21 protein-coding genes are annotated in these 18,944 nt (G+C 58.4%); 4 read left to right on the top strand and 17 right to left on the bottom strand.

Annotated elements, in window-relative coordinates; translation table 11 throughout:
• Positions 1-17: 17 nt before the first annotated feature.
• The 11 genes from WG936_RS01925 to hisD are packed head-to-tail and all read right to left on the bottom strand — an operon-like array spanning position 18 to position 8,525.
• Positions 18-650: a TIGR02234 family membrane protein gene (locus WG936_RS01925; RefSeq protein ID WP_339563709.1), complete on the bottom strand. Its 633-nt coding sequence runs from the start codon at positions 648-650 to the stop codon at positions 18-20.
• Positions 638-1,000, bottom strand: a complete 363-nt coding sequence (hisI, locus tag WG936_RS01930; protein ID WP_339563710.1) for a phosphoribosyl-AMP cyclohydrolase — start codon at positions 998-1,000, stop codon at positions 638-640. Before hisI ends, WG936_RS01925 begins: the two co-directional genes overlap by 13 nt.
• Positions 997-1,761 carry an imidazole glycerol phosphate synthase subunit HisF gene (hisF, locus tag WG936_RS01935; protein WP_339563711.1) on the bottom strand — a complete coding sequence of 255 codons (765 nt, stop codon included), beginning with the start codon at positions 1,759-1,761 and terminating at the stop codon, positions 997-999. Before hisF ends, hisI begins: the two co-directional genes overlap by 4 nt.
• Entirely contained in the window at positions 1,758-2,555 is a 798-nt protein-coding gene (locus tag WG936_RS01940) for an inositol monophosphatase family protein (protein WP_339571966.1), read from the bottom strand. The genes hisF and WG936_RS01940 overlap by 4 nt, the downstream gene beginning before the upstream one ends.
• A gap of 13 nt (positions 2,556-2,568) precedes the next feature.
• On the bottom strand, positions 2,569-3,306 hold the full coding sequence (priA, locus tag WG936_RS01945) for a bifunctional 1-(5-phosphoribosyl)-5-((5-phosphoribosylamino)methylideneamino)imidazole-4-carboxamide isomerase/phosphoribosylanthranilate isomerase PriA (RefSeq protein WP_339563713.1): 738 nt from the start codon (positions 3,304-3,306) through the stop codon (positions 2,569-2,571).
• A 36-nt stretch (positions 3,307-3,342) separates the two neighbouring features.
• Positions 3,343-3,975 carry an imidazole glycerol phosphate synthase subunit HisH gene (hisH, locus tag WG936_RS01950; protein ID WP_339563714.1) on the bottom strand — a complete coding sequence of 211 codons (633 nt, stop codon included), beginning with the start codon at positions 3,973-3,975 and terminating at the stop codon, positions 3,343-3,345.
• A 14-nt stretch (positions 3,976-3,989) separates the two neighbouring features.
• Positions 3,990-5,267, bottom strand: a complete 1,278-nt coding sequence (locus WG936_RS01955) for an MFS transporter (RefSeq protein WP_339572028.1) — start codon at positions 5,265-5,267, stop codon at positions 3,990-3,992.
• Positions 5,268-5,327: 60 nt separating this feature from the next.
• A complete protein-coding gene (locus tag WG936_RS01960) occupies positions 5,328-5,534 on the bottom strand; it encodes a hypothetical protein (RefSeq protein WP_339571967.1) in 207 nt (68 codons plus the stop codon).
• 3 nt (positions 5,535-5,537) lie between these two features.
• Positions 5,538-6,134, bottom strand: a complete 597-nt coding sequence (gene hisB, locus WG936_RS01965; RefSeq protein WP_339563716.1) for an imidazoleglycerol-phosphate dehydratase HisB — start codon at positions 6,132-6,134, stop codon at positions 5,538-5,540.
• A gap of 1 nt (position 6,135) precedes the next feature.
• A complete protein-coding gene (locus WG936_RS01970; protein WP_339571968.1) occupies positions 6,136-7,218 on the bottom strand; it encodes a histidinol-phosphate transaminase in 1,083 nt (360 codons plus the stop codon).
• 2 nt (positions 7,219-7,220) lie between these two features.
• A complete protein-coding gene (hisD, locus tag WG936_RS01975) occupies positions 7,221-8,525 on the bottom strand; it encodes a histidinol dehydrogenase (protein WP_339571969.1) in 1,305 nt (434 codons plus the stop codon).
• Between the two features lie 218 nt (positions 8,526-8,743).
• Between hisD and WG936_RS01980 the strand changes: the two genes are divergently transcribed.
• Positions 8,744-9,832: a YbjN domain-containing protein gene (locus tag WG936_RS01980; RefSeq protein ID WP_339563719.1), complete on the top strand. Its 1,089-nt coding sequence runs from the start codon at positions 8,744-8,746 to the stop codon at positions 9,830-9,832.
• A gap of 12 nt (positions 9,833-9,844) precedes the next feature.
• Here WG936_RS01980 and nadC read toward each other — a convergent pair whose 3' ends face one another.
• The 6 genes from nadC to WG936_RS02010 all read right to left on the bottom strand — a co-directional run bounded on the left by nadC (position 9,845) and on the right by WG936_RS02010 (position 14,487).
• Positions 9,845-10,705, bottom strand: a complete 861-nt coding sequence (gene nadC / locus WG936_RS01985; protein ID WP_339571970.1) for a carboxylating nicotinate-nucleotide diphosphorylase — start codon at positions 10,703-10,705, stop codon at positions 9,845-9,847.
• Positions 10,705-11,769, bottom strand: a complete 1,065-nt coding sequence (nadA, locus tag WG936_RS01990; protein ID WP_339563721.1) for a quinolinate synthase NadA — start codon at positions 11,767-11,769, stop codon at positions 10,705-10,707. Before nadA ends, nadC begins: the two co-directional genes overlap by 1 nt.
• Positions 11,770-11,809: 40 nt before the next feature.
• Positions 11,810-12,394 (bottom strand): hypothetical protein, encoded by a 585-nt coding sequence (locus WG936_RS01995; protein ID WP_339563722.1) that lies wholly within the window; start codon positions 12,392-12,394, stop codon positions 11,810-11,812.
• A 13-nt stretch (positions 12,395-12,407) separates the two neighbouring features.
• Complete coding sequence (bsaP, locus tag WG936_RS02000) at positions 12,408-12,668, bottom strand: biotin synthase auxiliary protein BsaP (protein ID WP_339563723.1); 261 nt, start codon at positions 12,666-12,668, stop codon at positions 12,408-12,410.
• A 9-nt stretch (positions 12,669-12,677) separates the two neighbouring features.
• Positions 12,678-13,700, bottom strand: coding sequence for a biotin synthase BioB (bioB, locus tag WG936_RS02005; RefSeq protein ID WP_339571971.1), 1,023 nt, complete (start codon positions 13,698-13,700; stop codon positions 12,678-12,680).
• Positions 13,701-13,827: 127 nt separating this feature from the next.
• The gene (locus WG936_RS02010) at positions 13,828-14,487 is read right to left on the bottom strand and encodes a hypothetical protein (RefSeq protein ID WP_339571972.1); all 660 of its coding nucleotides are present in this window, start codon (positions 14,485-14,487) and stop codon (positions 13,828-13,830) included.
• Between the two features lie 146 nt (positions 14,488-14,633).
• On the opposite strand from WG936_RS02010, the gene WG936_RS02015 reads away from it, so the two are divergent.
• From WG936_RS02015 to WG936_RS02025, 3 genes are all read left to right on the top strand, one after another.
• Entirely contained in the window at positions 14,634-15,182 is a 549-nt protein-coding gene (locus WG936_RS02015; protein WP_339563726.1) for a TetR family transcriptional regulator, read from the top strand.
• A gap of 14 nt (positions 15,183-15,196) precedes the next feature.
• Entirely contained in the window at positions 15,197-17,428 is a 2,232-nt protein-coding gene (gene glgX, locus WG936_RS02020; protein ID WP_339563727.1) for a glycogen debranching protein GlgX, read from the top strand.
• Between the two features lie 91 nt (positions 17,429-17,519).
• Entirely contained in the window at positions 17,520-18,857 is a 1,338-nt protein-coding gene (locus tag WG936_RS02025; RefSeq protein WP_339571973.1) for an exonuclease domain-containing protein, read from the top strand.
• Positions 18,858-18,944: the final 87 nt, after the last annotated feature.

Raw genomic sequence — 18,944 nt, forward strand, 5'->3', positions numbered from 1 at the left:
TCGCTAGCCCTACCGGTTTAAAAATCGTGGCGTGCGGTAGTCGGGTCTACATCAGCGTCTAGGGCATCCCACATCAGCCGGGGCGAATCGGGGTCTTCGGCTAGGTCTGCCTCCAGTCGTTCCTCGCGAGCTCTCTTGGTTTCATAGGCATTGCGACGCACTCCGTCTTCCCCAGGCTTCATCACCAGCAGTACTGCAGCGACCAGCGCCAATGCGCATCCCAGCAAAGCCAAAGCTGGCCCGAGATGCTGCACCTGAATGTTGGTGAGCTCAGCCCAATCTGTGATGATGATCGGTTTATTCTGCTGTTGGGAAGCCGCCCCGGAAGTAAGCAGATCCTTCACCCGCTGCGGGTCCGGTTCAGTGGTCAGCAATTGCAGCGGGTGCCAGCTCGCGCCTATAGCTGCGAGCCCCGCAATGGCGGCGACGATTCTGCGAGCGATACGACGCAGCACTAGCGTTGCGACGACAGCAGCTACCAGCACCAAGGCAACGGCCGTCATTTCGGTAGACCACACCGCCCCCGGCAGATTATGCACAGCTTCCCCGGACTTATCGTCAAAAGCAGCGACGCTGAGCCACGTCAGTCGCGAACTCGCCCACACCACGGCTGCGCCAAGGGCAAGCAGAAGAGTAGCTAATTTGCGCATGGTAGTTCCCGATCATCAAAGCACGTGCGGGATCCAGTGTGGCAGGCGGCGCCAGTTTGCCGGACAACCATCAACAACGTATCTCCATCGCAATCTGCAGCTATGCTTACTACCTCTTGCACATGACCAGAGGTCATACCCTTGATCCAGTATTCGTTGCGGGATCGGGAGAAATAGGTTCCTTGGCGCGTTGCCAAGGAATACGCCAGGGCATGCGCATCCATCCACGCAAGCATCAACACCTCTAGGGTGCCCGCAGCCTGGACGACGACCGGGATCAGGCCGGCATCATTGAATCTTAGTTTTGCGGCAAGCTCGGGGGCGAGCTCGAAAGTAGCCGGATCACTCATCGACGCACCTCATATCCGGCGTCGGCAAGCTGGTCTTTTACTTCGGACACTGTCACGGTGCCAAAGTGGAAGATCGTAGCAGCGAGTACTGCATCTGCCCCGGCGGCCACCGCAGGTGGGAAGTGTTCAGCTTTACCGGCACCGCCGGAGGCGATCACCGGGACAGACACCACTGCCCGCACCTTGTGAATCAGCTCGACATCAAACCCATCTTGGGTGCCGTCACCATCCATGGAGTTGAGCAGGATCTCCCCTGCCCCCAAATCCGCCCCACGACGTGCCCACTCGACGGCATCGAGCCCTGCGGACACTGTGCCACCGTGCGTGGTGACCTCGAAGCCGCTGGGCATCTGCGCTGCCCGGCGTGCATCTACGCTCAGCACGATGCACTGGGCGCCGAAGCGCTGGGAGAGCTCTGAAATGAGCTCAGGGCGACTGATAGCAGAAGTGTTAATGCTCACCTTGTCCGCACCAGCACGTAGTAACTCATCCACATCCGCTGCACTGCGCACTCCGCCGCCTACAGTCAACGGAATAAATACCTGTTCCGCGGTGCGACGCACTACGTCGAGCATTGTGCCCCGGCCTTGTTTGGAAGCGCTGACATCGAGGAACGTGAGCTCGTCTACGCCCTCTTGGCCGTATCTGGACGCAAGCTCCACTGGATCGCCGGCATCGCGCAGGTTGTCAAAGTTAACTCCTTTGACAACTCGGCCACCGTCGACATCCAAACATGCGATTACGCGTACTGCTACCGTCACACCTTCTCCTCTTTCCGGATCTCGTCGATGGTACTCAAGATCTCATTGTGTTTGGCAGCTACCCCGGCGATAACACCGGTGGCCCCTATCCGCCAGGGGTGTCCGTCCAGCCCTGTGGCCACGCCGCCGGCTGCTTGGACCAAGAGGACCCCAGCAGCGTTGTCCCAAACAAAGGGGCTAAACGTCACCGCTGCGGTGAAAATGCCGAGCGCGACGAAGGCAAGATCCACCCCGACTGAGCCTGTGACGCGCAGGCGGGTGTCTTCATCGGCGAGTTTGGCCAACAACTCGTGGCGTAGCGCTGAAGACATATCGTGTCTCCTGTCGGCCACGATGGAACCATAACCGATCTGCACTTCCCGCCGATGCGGGTGTGCAATTGGCGGCTGTGGTTTTCCGTTCAATAGCAGCGGAGAACCGGCAAAGGCGGTGAGTCTTTTGTCTAAAGCAGGGATCGAGCAGAGCGCTACCACGGGGGCACCGCGGTACAGCAGGCTGACCAGAATGGCACACATCGGATTGCCCGCTACATAGTTCGCGGTGCCGTCGATGGGGTCCACCACCCATACTGCTTCGTCCTCGAGGCTGCCACCGCCCTCCTCGCCGTATACGGGGATTCCGGTGATTGCGGTGAGTTCTCGGCGCAGCAGCGCCTCAATACTGAGATCTGAGGTAGTGGCAAAATCCCCACCGGATTTGTCTACGCGCTCCGCAGTGCCCATACCGGCTAAGAAGATTCGTTCGGCATCATCGACCACCGCTTCTGCGATGGCGAGCAGCATGCGTGCGTCCATGAGCGTTGTACTCCTATTGGCCGGCCACCGCGGCTAAGGCTTGCTGCAACGTGAAGCGTCCCTCGTACAAGGCCTTGCCGATGATGGCGGAATCGATTCCTTCTGCGCGATACTGCGCCAGTGCGGTGACATCTTCAAGCTTAGAAATGCCGCCGGAGGCGACGACAGGGGCATCGGTAGCAGCCGCGACGTCACGCAGGAGGTCAATGTTAGGGCCACTCAGGGTGCCGTCCTTGGAGACGTCCGTGACCACGAAGCGGGAACAGCCTTGGCAAGTCAGGCGCTCGAGAACTTCCCAGAGATCGCCGCCGTCAGATACCCAACCGTTGCCACGGGTACGCCACTCCCCGTCAACTTCTCGCACATCCAACCCGATGGCTACGCGGTCACCGTACTTTTCGATCACTCCACGACACCATTCGGGATTCTCCAACGCAGCAGTGCCGATGTTCACCCGGCGCGCACCGGTTCCTAGCGCGCGTTCCAGCGAAGCATCATCGCGGATGCCACCGGTGAGCTCGACATTGATGTCAAGCTTGCCGACGACCTCAGCCATCAATTCATGATTCGACCCGCGTCCGAACGCCGCATCTAGGTCCACAAAATGGAGCCACTGAGCGCCCTGTTCCTGCCAGTTCAACGCGGCCTCCAGCGGGGTGCCATACACGGTTTCGCTGCCTGCCTCGCCTTGGTGCAGCCGCACGGCTTGGCCATCAACTACGTCAACTGCCGGAAGAAGAGTGAAAGTCATGGTTAGCAGTCTATCCCGATTGCTACGCCTGCCGCCCTATAGTTGTCCTACCCAATTTCGAAGCAACTGCAACCCAACATCTCCGGACTTCTCCGGGTGGAACTGTGTGGCCCACAGCGCGCCATTATCGACGGCCGCAACAAAGCGATCCGATTCGTGCGTAGCCCACGCTACCTGTGGCGCAGTGGTCAAACCATCGCCCTCGAACTCCCAGGTACGCACACCATAGGAGTGCACGAAATAGAATCGATCTTCCGGCGCAATCTGCGCAAACATTGGTGAACCGGCAGGCGCCTCCACGGTATTCCACCCCATGTGTGGGAGCACCTGTGCCTGTAGTTTTTCTACGGTCCCGGGCCATTCGCCACAACCGCTTGCCTTCACACCGTGTTCTACACCGGTGTCAAACAGGATTTGCATACCTACGCAGATGCCCAGCACTGGGCGTCCCCCGGCCAGCCGCTCGCCAATCAAACGAGGCCCCTGCACTGCTTGCAATCCCCGCATGCACGCATCAAATGCACCGACACCGGGCACCAGCAGGCCGTCGGCAGCGAGGACGACGTGTGGATCTTTGGTCAGGGAGACTTCAGCCCCGACATGTTCCAGAGCACGCTGTGCCGAGCGAATGTTTCCAGAGCCATAATCCAGCAGGGCGATCTTCTTCATGCTGGATATCTTAGCTACTTCCGCTTCGTCCGTGGTCGTGCGATCCGCCGGGCGGCGCTGACCTGACGCAGGCGCGCCCGAATATTGCCCGATTCCGTAATGCGATGGCGTCCCAAGAAGCTATCGAGCACGGTGGCCACGAGCCCCAGCAGCATTAGTCCCGCAGCAGTGGCAAAGGCACCCGAATAGGCAAATGCGGTAGCCACCAAGCCCAGAGCAAAAGATCCGATTCCCGTTCCGGAGTCAAAGGCAATGTTCCACAGCGCAGAAGCTTCAGATACTCGGTTACGAGGCAGCCGGGTGAACATCATCAGTAGCGCTTCGTTCTGCACCGCGCCAAAACCGCCGCCGTACAAGATTGCGGCGACAAACAGCCACCACACCGGCCAGTCATTGAGGACCGTGGCGGACATCAACGCTAGGCCTGCGGCTCCAGCAAAGAGCGCTGGTGCCATGACTCGCCCCGCTTCACCACGCCGGTCTGCCACTACCCCGGCCAAATAGCGGAAGACCATTTGCGCCGCGCCCACGATGGAGAGCACAATTCCGGCGAAAAGGGCCCCGTTGAGTGCATCAGCCTCCCGGACTGCGGCCGGCAAAAACGAGGAAACCACACCGAAGCCCATTGAGGTCACGCAAATTCCGATCGCAGGGACGGTGACCAGTTTCCAAGTGGCAACCCGTGGCGCCGGGCTAGCCCCTGCAGTTTCTTCCAAAGCATGAGCAGGAACGGTGGGTTCGGGCTTGATGCGCGGGATAGATAGACACATGAGCGCTGCCACTAGGGCGACTACTGCCCCGAGGACATACACCACGGTGAAGCTGACATTTTCTGCCAGGTACAAACCCAAAGGCAGAAAAATTAGCTCGGAAAAACCCACTGCTAGCCCCAACATGCCGGACGCTTTGCCGAGGAATTTAAGAGGCACGAGCTCCGCGATCAGCGCGGACTCTGCCACCGTGAGCGCGCCAAAGCCAACACCGCGAATCGCGGAGATAAGCAGGACCGGCAGCATACTGACGCCGAGCGCGTAACCAACAGCTGGCACTCCGAGTAGGAAGGCCGCCACGCTCATCACGGGCACATAACCGAATTTCCGGCACAGCCCGGGAGTGAAAGTTTGGGTGATCACAGTCGCGGCCATGAAAACACCGGTGGTAGCCCCGGCGAGTGCATTCGATCCACCTGACTGAATAACTGCCAGGGGCACAATGGGAAGCAGCAAAGACCAGCTGCCAAAGGCCGCGCCGACGGCGATGATAGTGGCTAGGAACCCCGGGCTCTTCCACATGCTGGACAGGTTGTCCAATTCCGCTCGAGTCAGAGTCGGGTTCTTCGCCTGCTTCACCACTTAAGTCATTTCCCCTATCAGCCACAACACTGCGGCGGTCACCGCGATGGCAGCTGCTAGCCCCATCACGTACGTCATTTTCTTGTTTTCAGCCTTGTATGCCGACCATGCCCCACCGACAAGCAGACCTGCAACGATGAACAGCAGATAGACAATCGCATAGTTGGGCTGACCGGCACTAGCAGCCACTGTAACAACTTCTTGCATCGCTTACAGGGCACCCTTGGTGGACGGGATGCCACTCTGTCGTGGATCCAGCTCAGTGGCTACGCGCAAGGCTCGCGCGACGGCCTTAAACTCGGCCTCCGTAATGTGATGCGGATCGCGTCCGTAGTGGCAGCGAACATGCAGCGTAATACGGGAATTGAGCGCCAGGGTTTCAAAGAAGTGCTCATTGATGACGGTCGCGTAGTGGCCGCCGATCACCTGATGCACCATATGCTCTGGTTCGCCGGTCATGACAAAGTAAGGGCGGCCGGAAATATCGATGATCGCTTCGCACAGCGTCTCATCCATCGGCAGCTGTGCGGATCCGAAACGGCGAATCCCCTTCTTGTCTCCCACAGCCTGCAACAATGCCTGGCCGAGCACAATGGCGGTGTCTTCAACAGTGTGGTGGGCATCGATGTGGGTATCGCCCTGTGCACGGACCTTTAGGTCGAAGGAGCCGTGCACGCCAAAAGCGGTGAGCATGTGATCGAAGAACGGCACACCGGTGTCAATGCTGACCTGGCCAGTGCCGTCGAGGTTGATCTCCACAGTGATATCCGATTCACTCGTGGTCCGTGTCGCAGTGCCAATGCGCATGTTAAATTCCCTTCGCTGCGGCCCGGAGCAGGGCATCGTTTTCTGCTGGTAATCCGATCGTAGCGCGCAAGTGCCCAGCCACACCCACGTCGCGAATCAGAACACCCTCAGCTAAGAACTGCTCCCATGCTGCTTTCTGGTCGTCGAATGGTCCGAAAAACACAAAATTGGATTCGCTGGGGACAACTGTGTAGCCCAGCTCTTGCAGCGCAGCAACGACGCGCTCGCGTTCAGCAGCGAGCTTAGCTACGGTCGCCAGCGTGTCGTTCCGGTGGCGCAGCGCCACGATGGCCGCTGCTTGAGACAAGGTGGATAGGTGGTACGGCAAGCGCACCAGCATCACAGCTTCGATGAAGGCAGGGTCGGCAACGAAGTAGCCAAGCCGACCCCCCGCAAAGTCGAATGCCTTGCTCATGGTGCGTGAAACCACCAGCTTATTAGGATATTTTGCCAGTAAGGTAGTTGCCGATGGGGATGGCGAGAACTCTGCATAGGCTTCATCGATAATCACAATGCCCGGCGCTGCGCTGAGGATGCGCTCAATATCCGCTATGGAGGTCACGTCTCCGGTGGGATTATTCGGCGTTGTCACGAAAATAACGTCCGGCTGATCCGCTGCAATTCGTGCTAAAGCCGCATCCATATCAATGCGGAAGTCCTCCCCGCGCGGCACCCCGATGAACTCGGTGTAGGTTCCTTGGGTAAGGATCGGGTGCATCGAGTAACTAGGAACGAATCCCATCGCAGTGCGACCAGGCCCTCCGAAGGCTTGCAGGAGCTGCTGCAATACCTCGTTGGAGCCGTTGGCGGCCCACAGGTTCTCTCGGGTCACTTCCACGCCCGTTTGCTGCGAAACATAATCAGCTAACGCGTCACGGAGCGCTACTGCATCCCGCTCGGGATAGCGGTTGAGGTCGGCTGCGGTCTTCGCAACTTCCGCGACGAGGTCGTCGATAAGCGCCTGGGACGGCGGGTACGGATTCTCGTTGGTGTTGAGCCGAACATCGACATCCAATTGCGGCGCGCCATAAGCCGACTGACCACGAAGTTCCTCGCGCAGCGGAAGATCATTGAGGGAAGTCATCTTTAAGGCTCCTGAATGCGGGCCTTGATGGCCTCGCCGTGTGCTGGCAATTGTTCTGCGTCAGCCAACGTGATGATGGTTGGGCCAATGTCTCTAAGGGCAGCTTCGCTGTACTCCACAAAGTGCATCGGCTTGAGGAAGGTATGCGTGGACAAGCCTGCAGCATAGGCCGCGGACCCCGAAGTTGGCAGCACATGGTTGGATCCAGCTGCGTAATCTCCGAGGGGCACCGGGGCGTACTCGCCAATGAATACGGCACCTGCGTTGCGGATGTTGGCGGCTACATAAGCATCGTCCGCGGTGTGGATCTCCAGGTGCTCGGCAGCATAGGCATTGGCGACGGCGATGGCGTGGTCAAGGTCGTCGACAAGCACAATTCCGGATTGCTCCCCTTTCAGCGCCTGGGCGACGCGGTCGGAGTTGCGAGTGACGCCATAGCGCTGTTCGATCTCGCGGTCCACGGCGCGCGCAAATTCTTCGGAGGGCGTAATGAGCACGGATGCAGCCATGACATCGTGCTCGGCCTGGGAAATCAGGTCGTAAGCCACATAGACGGGATTGGCGGTGTCATCGGCGACGATCGCAATTTCAGTCGGTCCAGCCTCCGAATCGATTCCCACTACACCGCGCACGCATCGCTTGGCGGCGGTGACGAAGATGTTTCCCGGTCCGGTAATCATATCCACGGGGTCGAGGGCTGCGTCACCGTAGGCAAGCAGCGCTACCGCTTGTGCTCCACCGACGGCCCAGATCTCCTCGACGCCTAGGAGCGCACAGGCGGCAAGAATAGTCGGGTGCGGCCAGCCACCACAGTCTTGTTGCGGCGGCGAGGCGACGACGAGCGATTCCACGCCAGCTTCCTGCGCCGGAACTACATTCATGATCACTGAGGACGGGTACACTGCGTTGCCACCAGGAACATACAGCCCTACGCGCTGCACCGGCACAAATTCCTCGCGGACGACGGCGCCGTCCCCGAGCGTGACCGTTCCTCCCGCGGGCTTCTGCGCTGCATGCACTGTGCGCACCCGATCAATGGCGGTTTGCAAAGCTCGCTTGATTGCAGGGTCCAGGGTGGACAGCGCTTGCTTGACGACGTCCGCCGGTACTAACACGGACTGTGGCGTCACCCCATCAAATTTCTGACCATATTCCAGAGCCGCAGCGGCGCCACGCTGTTTGATATCGTCAACGATCGGCCGCACCGTGTCGTGCACAGCATCGACATCCATTTGGGCGCGTGGCAGGGTGCGTCGCAACACACTCAAGCTGGCCTGCTGTCCCCGCACATCAATGGTGCTTAGCATCAGGTTTAGCCTCCTAGTTTCAAGGGCTGGTCGTTGGACTGGCATACTGGTAGATCTAGTTCATTCTAGGTGTTGGCGGGGCTCATACCTTAAACTCGTGGTGACTTAATCGGCTGGTTGGCCCATTTCAGGGGCACAGCAGGCCGAGTACCGCCAAAGTCAGTATAGTTTCCAACTTGCTGCAAACTATACAGCCGGCGTGGAGAGGAGGAACGATCATGGCCGACCTCAGTGCAGACGACGGATCCGAGTTCATATTTGATCCAGGCGGACAATACAGCGAGGACCCTGGGGATATAGTCATGTTCCCCACCATTGACACCCTGGTAGCTGCGGCAGCGCACATCGGAATCAACATCATTGAAGGCGCTGACCGTATTCTCGCGCCCTGGGAATTTCACCGGCAGCTCTTTGCCATCGTCACCCACCCTAGGCCAGCAATTCTGTGCATTTCCGAGCTCCGGTGCCCTATCAACATGGCCCTCATGGATCAGGTTGTCACATTCGTGGAAACCTGGAATTCCGAACGGATCAACCCTTCGGCCGCCATGTATATGACGGATGACGGTGACTTGACCCTCAAATTCAGTACCTACTTCCCTTTGGCCGCCGGGGCATCCTTTGCCCAGGTAAGCGACTTCATGCTCCGCAGCTGCGAAGTTACCGAGATGGCGATGACTCAGCTCATCGAGCAACTCGGAGATAACATCTTCTCCTTCGACGACCTCATCGCAGCCCGCGACGACGACAAAGCGCTGCGCCAACCGCTGCTGCATCCGCGCAACATCGACGGCGATCCCGACACGCATTTCGAAGATCCCACCACGATGGAACTATTCCTGGATTCCGCAGAACCACCAGCGGTATTCAGCGAGGAGCTGGAAGAAGTTTCCATCGATCTCATCGCCTCCGCGTGGGCAAAACGCGGCATTGACAACGTGGAAAAGCACGAGGACTTCATCATCACGGGGATCAACAACATCCTGATGGCGGCCTTCATTGACAACGGGCCGTCGATTTTGTTGCGCGGACACTGGGACTGCAGCTTTCCCGCCGAGCAACATTTAAAGGCGTTCCTGATCAGCAATGACTGGAACCGTACCTCAACGTGGACGCGTGCCCTGTGGGTAGAGGAAGAAGAAGGATTGCAGCTTCGGGTGGAATGTGCCCTGCCCACCTCCTATGGTCTTACCGCGGATCAGCTGGCTGAAGTCGTGAACGACTCCACCCAAGCGATCCTGAAGGCCATTGACCTACTCAGTGTGGAGATCAGCGGCTCCTCGGCAGTGCACTGGCCCGAACAATAGGCAGCAGAGGGCTTATTCGAAGTCGAGCCCTAAATCTAGCGCCCGAACTGAATGCGTCAGCGACCCAACCGCGAGATAGTCCACCCCGCATCGGGCGACATCGGCCGCGCGATCAAGGGTGAGACCTCCGGAAACTTCGAGCAAGGTGTCCGGAGAGAGCGCGTTCCGACGCTGTACCGCGACTTGGACCTCCCAAAGATCGAAATTGTCCAGCAGGATCTCATCGGGGTTGACGGTGAGCAACTCGTCCAACTGCGCCAAGGTATCCACCTCCACCTCACACCACGTGTCAGGATAATCGTGCCGGACTCGACGCAACGCCTCCGAGACAGATCCGGCGGCAGCAACATGATTGTCCTTGATCATTGCGCAATCACCCAAGCCCATGCGGTGGTTTTCACCGCCTCCGGCCCGCACCGCATATTTTTGCAACTCTCGCATACCTGGAAGAGTTTTGCGGGAATCGCGGATCTTAGTCTTGGTTCCGCTGACTGCGCCGACCCAGGCTGCCGTTCCGGTAGCCACCCCACTGAGATGAGTTATGAGGTTCAGCAGCGTACGTTCTGCGGTGAGCAACTGCGCTGTGGGGCATTCGATGGTGGCAACCCGCTCGTCAGCGGCGACCTTTTCACCGTCGGACACGTGCACCCTAAGGTCAAAGGACATGTCTGGATCCACCAGCTCCAAGGTGGCAGCAATAAGCGCAGTTCCAGCTATTACACCTGGCTCGCGGCTCACTATGTGGGCGACGCTGCGCTGTGTCTCACCAACGGTAGCCATCGTGGTGATATCCGGGCCATGAGCGAGGTCTTCTGCCAGCGCGACTGCAATTACCCGGCGTGCGTTTTCCATATCGAGTACTAGTTCTGGCATTATTCGCCACCGCCTGGCTTTCCGATCGCAATCATTCTGGTCACGCTGGCCCGCGCCAGTGTGGCCAACTTCTCTGGAACATCCACTTCATCAGTGCCGTCGGCCAAGCACTTCAGCAGTGCAGCCGGGGTGATCATCTTCATGAAGCCGCATTCGGCTCGATGATTGACCGGCTGAAAGTCTACGTTTGGCGCTGCCTTTTTGAGTTGATGCAGCATGCCGAGTTCTGTTGCTACGAGGACAGTGCCGCCACTTGCCACCGTCGGGGCCGAGGCCAGCATATCTCCGGTAGACAACATGTGTACTCGCTTAGAGTCGATGTCTCCTGCTCCGGCGAGATATATCGCGGAGTTAGCACAGCCGCACTCGGGGTGGATGAACAATTCGGAATGTGGATAGGCGTGCACGGCATCTTCGAGTTGGCGGGCACTGATGCCCGCATGAACATGGCATTCACCGGCCCAAGTCCGCACGTTCTTTCGTCCGGTCTCTCTGATGACATGCGCACCGAGGAATTGATCCGGACAAAACAAGATTTCAGTTTCGGGATCGATGGCAGCCACCACATCGACGGCATTTGATGAGGTGCAGCAGACATCCGTCAGCGCCTTCACCGCGGCAGTGGTGTTGACATAAGACACGACCACCGCCCCCGGGTGTTCCGATTTCCACTCCTGCAGCTGCTCTGCGGTGATGGAATCTGCCAGGGAACATCCGGCTGCCGCATCCGGAATCAGGACGGTCTTTTCAGGCGATAAGATTTTTGCGGTTTCTGCCATGAAGTGCACGCCACAAAAGACGATGAGATCCGCATCCGTGTCAGCGGCGATACGAGAAAGCGCAAGCGAATCACCGGTGTAATCTGCAATGTCTTGGATCTCGGGTAACTGATAATTGTGAGCCAAGATGACGGCGCCGCGCAGCTCTTTGAGTCGCTGGATTTCTTGGCGCCAAGCCTCGTCTGCGACGACTCCCGTGTACCCATTATCAGTGCTGGTCACTGCGCCACGAAGTGGCGAATCGATTCGTTTGAGCCGACTGTGGCGTGAAGTAGGTGCTGACATGTCCGCACTGCCCCTTCGTCGCTAAACAGTAAAAATACAATCAATGTGAAACGTTAGCATGCGGTTCTTCGGCTGCCAGCTGGGTGTGCGATCCCGTCTCTGTCAGTGCAAAAGCTGCCGACGCCCAAAAGCCAAACATCGCAGTATATGGCGCTAACAGCAGCCCGATTCCGGGCCTAATGGCGGGCAGGTAGGTAATAACGGAGCCGATCTGCAGGGTATCTAGGTCTGGTGTTCCTACCAGGTGCTGTGCCAGCTGCGTCCCAAGGAAGTAGCACACGAGCGCGCCGAGCCACGCCACGCAGCTGGTCCACAGCATGGTCATAACCCCAAGATTTTGCCTCGCGCGCTTGGCGGCGAAGATGCCGACGATCAAACCGAGGCCAGCGCAGAGCATGGCAAGCACAGCGAAGGTGCTGAACTCGGGATTAGTGGCGCTTTGAGCGGGGTCTGTGAGTTCAACGCTGCCGCCGTCGCTTACCGTTCCGCTAATCGACGGCCGCCACAACCCCCACCCCACGCCACCGAGGCCAAACATCACCATGGTGACGAGGAAAACTTGAGCATAGAAACCGATGATCGGCGGTACTCGAAGTCGGGAGTCTGAGGTGGCGGTGGCGTTCATAGTGCCACCGAGTTTAGCGCTCGAGAAATTTGGAATCGACTGCGCCGTGCCGCGAGCAGCTAGCATCCCACCCATCAGGCCGCACCTGCACCACTATTCGACGGCCACAGATTTGGCAGTAACGCGGAGCTTCCAGTCCGGCACGTGCGCTAGGGGAAAGCTGGATCTTCAACTCTCCTGCTGCAGGGATCTGCTCGCCGGTGTTCGGGTGAAACTTCGGCGCAGCACCGGTGAGCAGGGCTTCTAACAACTCGGTATTGTTCGGAGTTCTCACACGAACACCCTAGACCGTTGCGTTGAGGGCTTTGATAGGCAGACGCAGCTTGCCCATCATATCTAGGTCTTGTTCGAGTGGTCGTCCGAGCGTGGTGAGGTAGTTGCCCACGATGATGGCGTTGATACCGCCAAGCAGCCCCTGCTCTACCCCTAGGTCGCCGAGAGTGAGCTCTCGCCCGCCTGCGAAACGAAGGATCGTTTTTGGCAGCGCGAGTCGGAAGGCACCGATTGCACGCAGTGCGTCCGGTGCAGGCATCACTTCCCGGTCAGCGAAGGGGGTGCCCGGGCGTGGGTCAAGGAAGTTCATTGGGACTTCTGTGGGCTGGAGCTCTGCGAGATCTTGGGCGAACTCCGCACGCTGCTCCAGGGTCTCTCCCATCCCTAGGATGCCACCGGAGCAGACTTCCATCCCGGCATCGGCAACCATTGCAAGGGTGGCGCGTCGAGATTCCCAGGAATGAGTGGTCACTACGTTTGGAAAGAAGGAGCGCGCAGTTTCCAGGTTGTGGTTATAGCGGTGCACCCCGGCCTTGGCCAGCCGGTCGACCTGTTCTTGGGTGAGGATACCGATGGAGGCAGCCACCTCGATGTCTACCTCGGACTTGATTGCGGCGACTGCTTGTTCCAGTTGTTGAATGAGCTTCTCGTCGGGCCCCTTAACCGCAGCGACAATGCAGAACTCCGTGGCGCCAGTCTTGGCGGTTTGCTTGGCAGCGTCTACGAGAGCAGGAATATCCAGCCATGCTGAGCGCACTGGGGAATCAAAGAGCCCGGATTGCGAACAGAAGTGGCAGTCTTCCGGACAGCCGCCGGTCTTGAGGGAAATGATTCCCTCCATCTCAACTTCTTCGCCACACCAGTTCAGGCGGACCTCGTGAGCCAGCTCGAGCAGTTCGGGGATTTTTTCCTCGTCGAGCTGCAGTACGGCAAGGGTTTCTTCCTTGTTCAGTCCTTCGCCGCGTTCCAGTACTTTGGTTCGGGCCAGTTGAAGAATGTCGGTGCGGGTGGCGTCAACGGTCGCGGTGGTCATGGGCTGCTTGATCCTTAGGTGCGTGGGGATGGCAGCGCTGAACTAGGCAGCGCGCAAATTGTGTACACGCTCACACTACACCGCAACTTGAACTGTGTTCAAGATTGGGTGGTTCTCACAATCTCCCCTAACGGCACAACTTCCATTGCCCCTGCTCGGAGCGGAATCGCATTGTGTTCGTCGCGGATTCTCCAGCACCGGTGACGGTAGTAACCGCCGCGGATGCCGAATCCCCGTCAACGATCATGTTGTTCACGCCAGTTACCTTCGTCGCGTCCTGCTGGTAGCCCGGAATCTGCGCCAACGGCGCATCTGGAACGCCTTGCAGACTGAAGGCCTCAGGCCCTCCCTTTTCATTAATGAGCTCAGAACACATACTGTCCACGAAGGTGTTCATGTAGCCGTGCAGGGTGGTTTGTTCCTCTTGGCGCTTGAGCATCGCGGTAAGGTCCGCAACTTCTTCGTCGCTCGCTGGCCGACCACCTGCCAGCGGCTCCACCTGTACCGAATCAGCAGGCTGTTGCGGCAGACCACCATCTGCATTCGGCCCTTGCTCCGCAGTTTCAACTGGAGTTACCTCAGCAGTAGGCTCCGCCGTATTCACGGGTGCCGTCGTCGTAGCAGCTGCCACAGCAGCGCTTGAGCTGCTTGCACTAGCCGCTGCAGTGCTCTGCGCAACTGCGTCCACGTCCTTTTCATCGCCACAGGCGGTGAGCGCAAAAGCGGTGACCGCGCACACGCCCATCAGAATGGCCGTGGACTTTTGTGTCTTAAGCGCTGCATTCACGATCGCGGAAACTCCTTGAAATAGATCTAACCTGAGATGAAAGTCATTCCAGTGTAAAGGCACAACTCAACTTCAGCCACCGGCACCAATCTAAGTGTGACCGGCCTCCACACCACAATGTCTGCGCACCATCTATTCTGGAAGCCGTGCAATTAACCCGCGAGAGCATAATTACGGCAGCGATCGAGATTCTTGACGAGTATGGCTTGGGCGATATGACCATGCGTCGGCTAGCGAAACATCTCAAGGTGGTGCCCGGCGCCCTCTACTGGCATATCCCCAACAAGCAGTCCCTGATCGAAGCGATCGCAGCGCAGATCTTGGCACCGGTTTTGGATACTGCGGGCGTCGAAAAGCAGTCGGCGCTGGAGTTATGTGCACGCCTGCGGGCCACAATGATCGCCCATCGTGACGGCGCCGAAGTTGTCAGTGCTGCGCTGCCCGTCGGCACCATGGCACAGCAGCTTATCGACGCCCTGAATGCCACCGATACTTTGAGCAAAATGCCTCCTGACACGTCACAAACCGTCGCCATTACCTTGTTGAACTTCATAATGGGAGCGACGATGCACGAGCAATCAACGAAGCAATTGCAGGCAGCGATTGGCGCCCAAGCTGCAGCTGAAAGCAGTTACGAGAAACAATTCCATGCTGGTCTTGAACTAATCCTGGCGGGTGTTTCTGTCCTTGGCTAGGTAAGGTATTTCACATGACTGAACCTCAGACAACCACCCGACAAATCTGGCCCGGAGACGCATACCCACTCGGTTCCACCTATGACGGGGCGGGAACAAACTTCGCGCTGTTCTCGGATGTTGCCGAGAAGGTTGAGCTGTGTCTCATCGACCGCGATCAAAACGAAGAGCGCATCGATCTTGAAGAAGTAGATGCCCACATTTGGCATTGTTATCTTCCTGGCGTACAGCCTGGACAACGCTATGGCTACCGCGTTTACGGTCCTTATGATCCTGCCAATGGTCACCGCTGCGATCCCAATAAGCTCCTCGTAGATCCTTATGCCAAGGCTTTCGACGGCGAGTTTGACGGCCACCAGTCTTTGTTCTCCTACGACATCAACAACCCTGATGATCCCAACGCGCGCAACACTGAAGACTCCTTGCTCCACACCATGCGCTCCGTGGTTATCAACCCGTTCTTCGATTGGGCCAACGATCGCGCCCCGAAGACCCCGTACCACGAGACCGTGATCTACGAGGCTCATGTCAAGGGCATGACGATGACGCACCCTGATGTCCCGGCAGAACTGCGTGGCACCTACGCCGGTCTCGCACACCCGGCCATCATTAACTATCTAAAAGACCTCGGTATCACCGCCATCGAGCTCATGCCGGTCCATCAATTCCTGCAGGATGACCGTCTGCGCGACCTCGGACTGCGTAACTACTGGGGTTACAACACTTTCGGTTTCTTCGCACCACACCAGGACTACGCCGCCGCTACCAAGCCCGGAGGCGCGGTCTCGGAATTCAAGGGAATGGTGCGCGCTTTCCACGAGGCAGGCATCGAAGTCATCCTCGACGTGGTGTACAACCACACCGCCGAAGGCAACCACATGGGCCCGACCATCGCTTTCCGCGGCATTGACAATGAGGCCTACTATCGCTTGGTTGACGGCGACCGCCAGCACTACATGGACTACACCGGCACCGGTAACTCTCTGAATGTGCGTCACCCACACTCGCTGCAGCTGATCATGGACTCCCTGCGGTACTGGGTCTCCGAGATGCATGTCGACGGCTTCCGCTTCGACCTCGCATCCACCCTCGCCCGCGAGTTACACGACGTCGATCGCCTCTCGGCATTCTTCGACCTCGTCCAACAGGACCCCATCGTCTCCCAGGTCAAACTCATCGCAGAGCCCTGGGACATCGGCGAAGGCGGTTACCAAGTCGGCAACTTCCCGCCGCTGTGGACCGAATGGAACGGCAAATACCGCGACACCATGCGCGACTTCTGGCGTGGCGAGCCAGCTACCCTCGGAGAATTCGCATCCCGACTCACCGGCTCTTCCGATTTGTACGCCAACAACGGCCGTCGCCCTACCGCATCCATCAACTTTGTGACCGCGCATGACGGTTTCACCCTGAATGACCTGGTCAGCTACAACGAAAAGCACAACGACGCCAACGGTGAGGGTGGCCGCGACGGAGAATCCCACAACCGCTCGTGGAACTGCGGCACCGAGGGACCCACTGAGGATCCAGAAATCCTCAAACTACGCCGCCAGCAACGCCGTAACTTCCTGACCACTCTCCTGCTCTCTCAAGGCACCCCGATGATCGCACACGGCGATGAAATGGGACGCACACAACAGGGCAATAACAACGTCTACTGCCAAGACTCCGAACTGTCTTGGATCGACTGGACTCAGGTCGAAGACAACCACGACCTCATCTCCTTTACCCAGCGACTCCTCGAGATCCGCCGCGACCACCCTGTGTTCCGACGTCGCCGCTTCCTCGCGGGCGGTCCACTCGGCGATGACATGCCCGAGCGCGATATCGCGTGGCTGAACCCAGAAGGACGCCTCATGACTCATGAGGACTGGGGTTTTACCTCCGGCAAGTCGATCATGGTCTACCTCAACGGTAACGCCATTGCTGAGCCAGATGACCGTGGGCAGCGCGTGGTCGACGATTCCTACCTGCTTTGCTTCAACGCCTACCATGAGGACATCGACTTCACCCTGCCGGACGCTCGTCTCGGCGGAAGCTGGAAGCTCCAGATCGACACGACGGAGCAAACCGGAATCCCACTGAGTGACGAGGTTTTCGAAGCTACGGGCCATCTGGTCGTCCCTGGTCGCAGCGCCATGTTGCTGAAGCAGATGACACCGCCAGTTCCAGCAAGAGACAGCGCAACAGCAGCGGAAGAAGCTCCGGCCACTCCCGTTGCTGAGAGCACTCCGGATAGCCAGTAGACTCGAAAGCTAAGTTCGGCTCCCCGCGCACAGCAGCAATGGTACTGCCCGGCGTAGGGAGTTTTCCGGTAACCCACAGAAGAGGATTTTTGTGATTGCAGCGCACGGTGCCCGCGTTCAAGTAACTGCAACCAGCGTGGAAATTAATTACTCCCCGCTGATGGAGGCGCTGCAGTATCACTCCGCATCCGTGCCGTTGCACACCATCACTGATGTTTCTGTACAAGAGCCCTCCGATCTACTCAGCGGATGGGTCCACCTTGCAGGTGCTGATGTGAGCGTCACTTTCAGCCCGCGACAGCGCGAGCAGGTCAGTGCCCTGATAGCTGACATCTCCGCAGCGCGCGAAGGTAAAGCACCTACCTCGCAGGGCGCAGTACGCGGGATGAACTTTGTCGCTTTCGACGTGGAAACCGCAAACGCAGATTGGGGATCCATCTGCCAAATCGGAGCCGTAAAGTTTATTGACGGCCAGCCCACCGATTCAGTCTCCTGGTTGCTCACCCCACCCCCTGGGCTCGAACACTTCGGTGAGGACAACATCGCGATTCACGGGATTACTCCAGATCAGGTCGCTGGCCAGCCAGACTTCCCTACTCGCCTGTCACAACTCACCGAATTCGTTGGTGACCTACCGCTGGTCGCTCACAATGCCCAGTTTGATTTCACAGCACTCTCCCGAGCCAGCCTTGCTTGCGAGATAACTCCCCCAACGATGATTTTTGGGTGCACCCTATTGCTAGCTCGTGCCGCCAAACTCGGACTAGCCAATAATCGCCTACCCACGGTGGCTGCCGGCTTAGACGTTGACCTCACCAAACACCACGATGCCACGGCGGACGCTGCCGCCTGCGGCGGGATCTTCGTCGCACTCGCCCGGCGCGCCGGTTTTGCCGGCAGCTGCCAAGAATTTATGTATTCCAACGGGTTCACTATGGGAATCCTGGAGCCGCATCGTGTTTACCCAGTCTTGCGCGATCGCAGTGGTGCTGGAATCGCATTACAGCGCAAAAAGCTCGGCGCAGATCCGACCCCAGATGACACAGCTGCAGCGATTGCTTCGCCTGAAAGCTCCACACCAAAACGCCAACCTGCGCCCTGGTCACGAGTGTCCACCCCGGAGGTTATTCCCGAGCCAAACACCGACGCGGACCCCTCCGGTGTGTTGTTCGGCCAGTGTGTCACTCTCACTGGTGATTTCGAGCCTTATGAGAAGGGTGACTTGTGGAAGCGAATCGCCCAGTCTGGTGGCAGCGTGGGGAAGAACGTCACCAAGAAAACTACCATCCTGGTGTGTGGCCCCTGGGCTACCAAAACTTCTAAGCAGAAGCGCGCCGAAGAACTTCAGGAAAAGGGCCAAGACATCGCCATTTGGACCGACAAGGAACTGTTCACAGCGCTGGGTCTAAACGAGCAACCGCCGTTCTAGCAGAAATAATCCGCTCCCCGATGGAACCTTTTGCAGTGCTGGCTCAGTCTATATAAGTAGAACCGTTTTCTCGCTAATTGGGGGTTA

Origin of the sequence: Corynebacterium sp. H127, assembly GCF_037482665.1 — a bacterium.
Lineage (GTDB): Bacteria > Actinomycetota > Actinomycetes > Mycobacteriales > Mycobacteriaceae > Corynebacterium.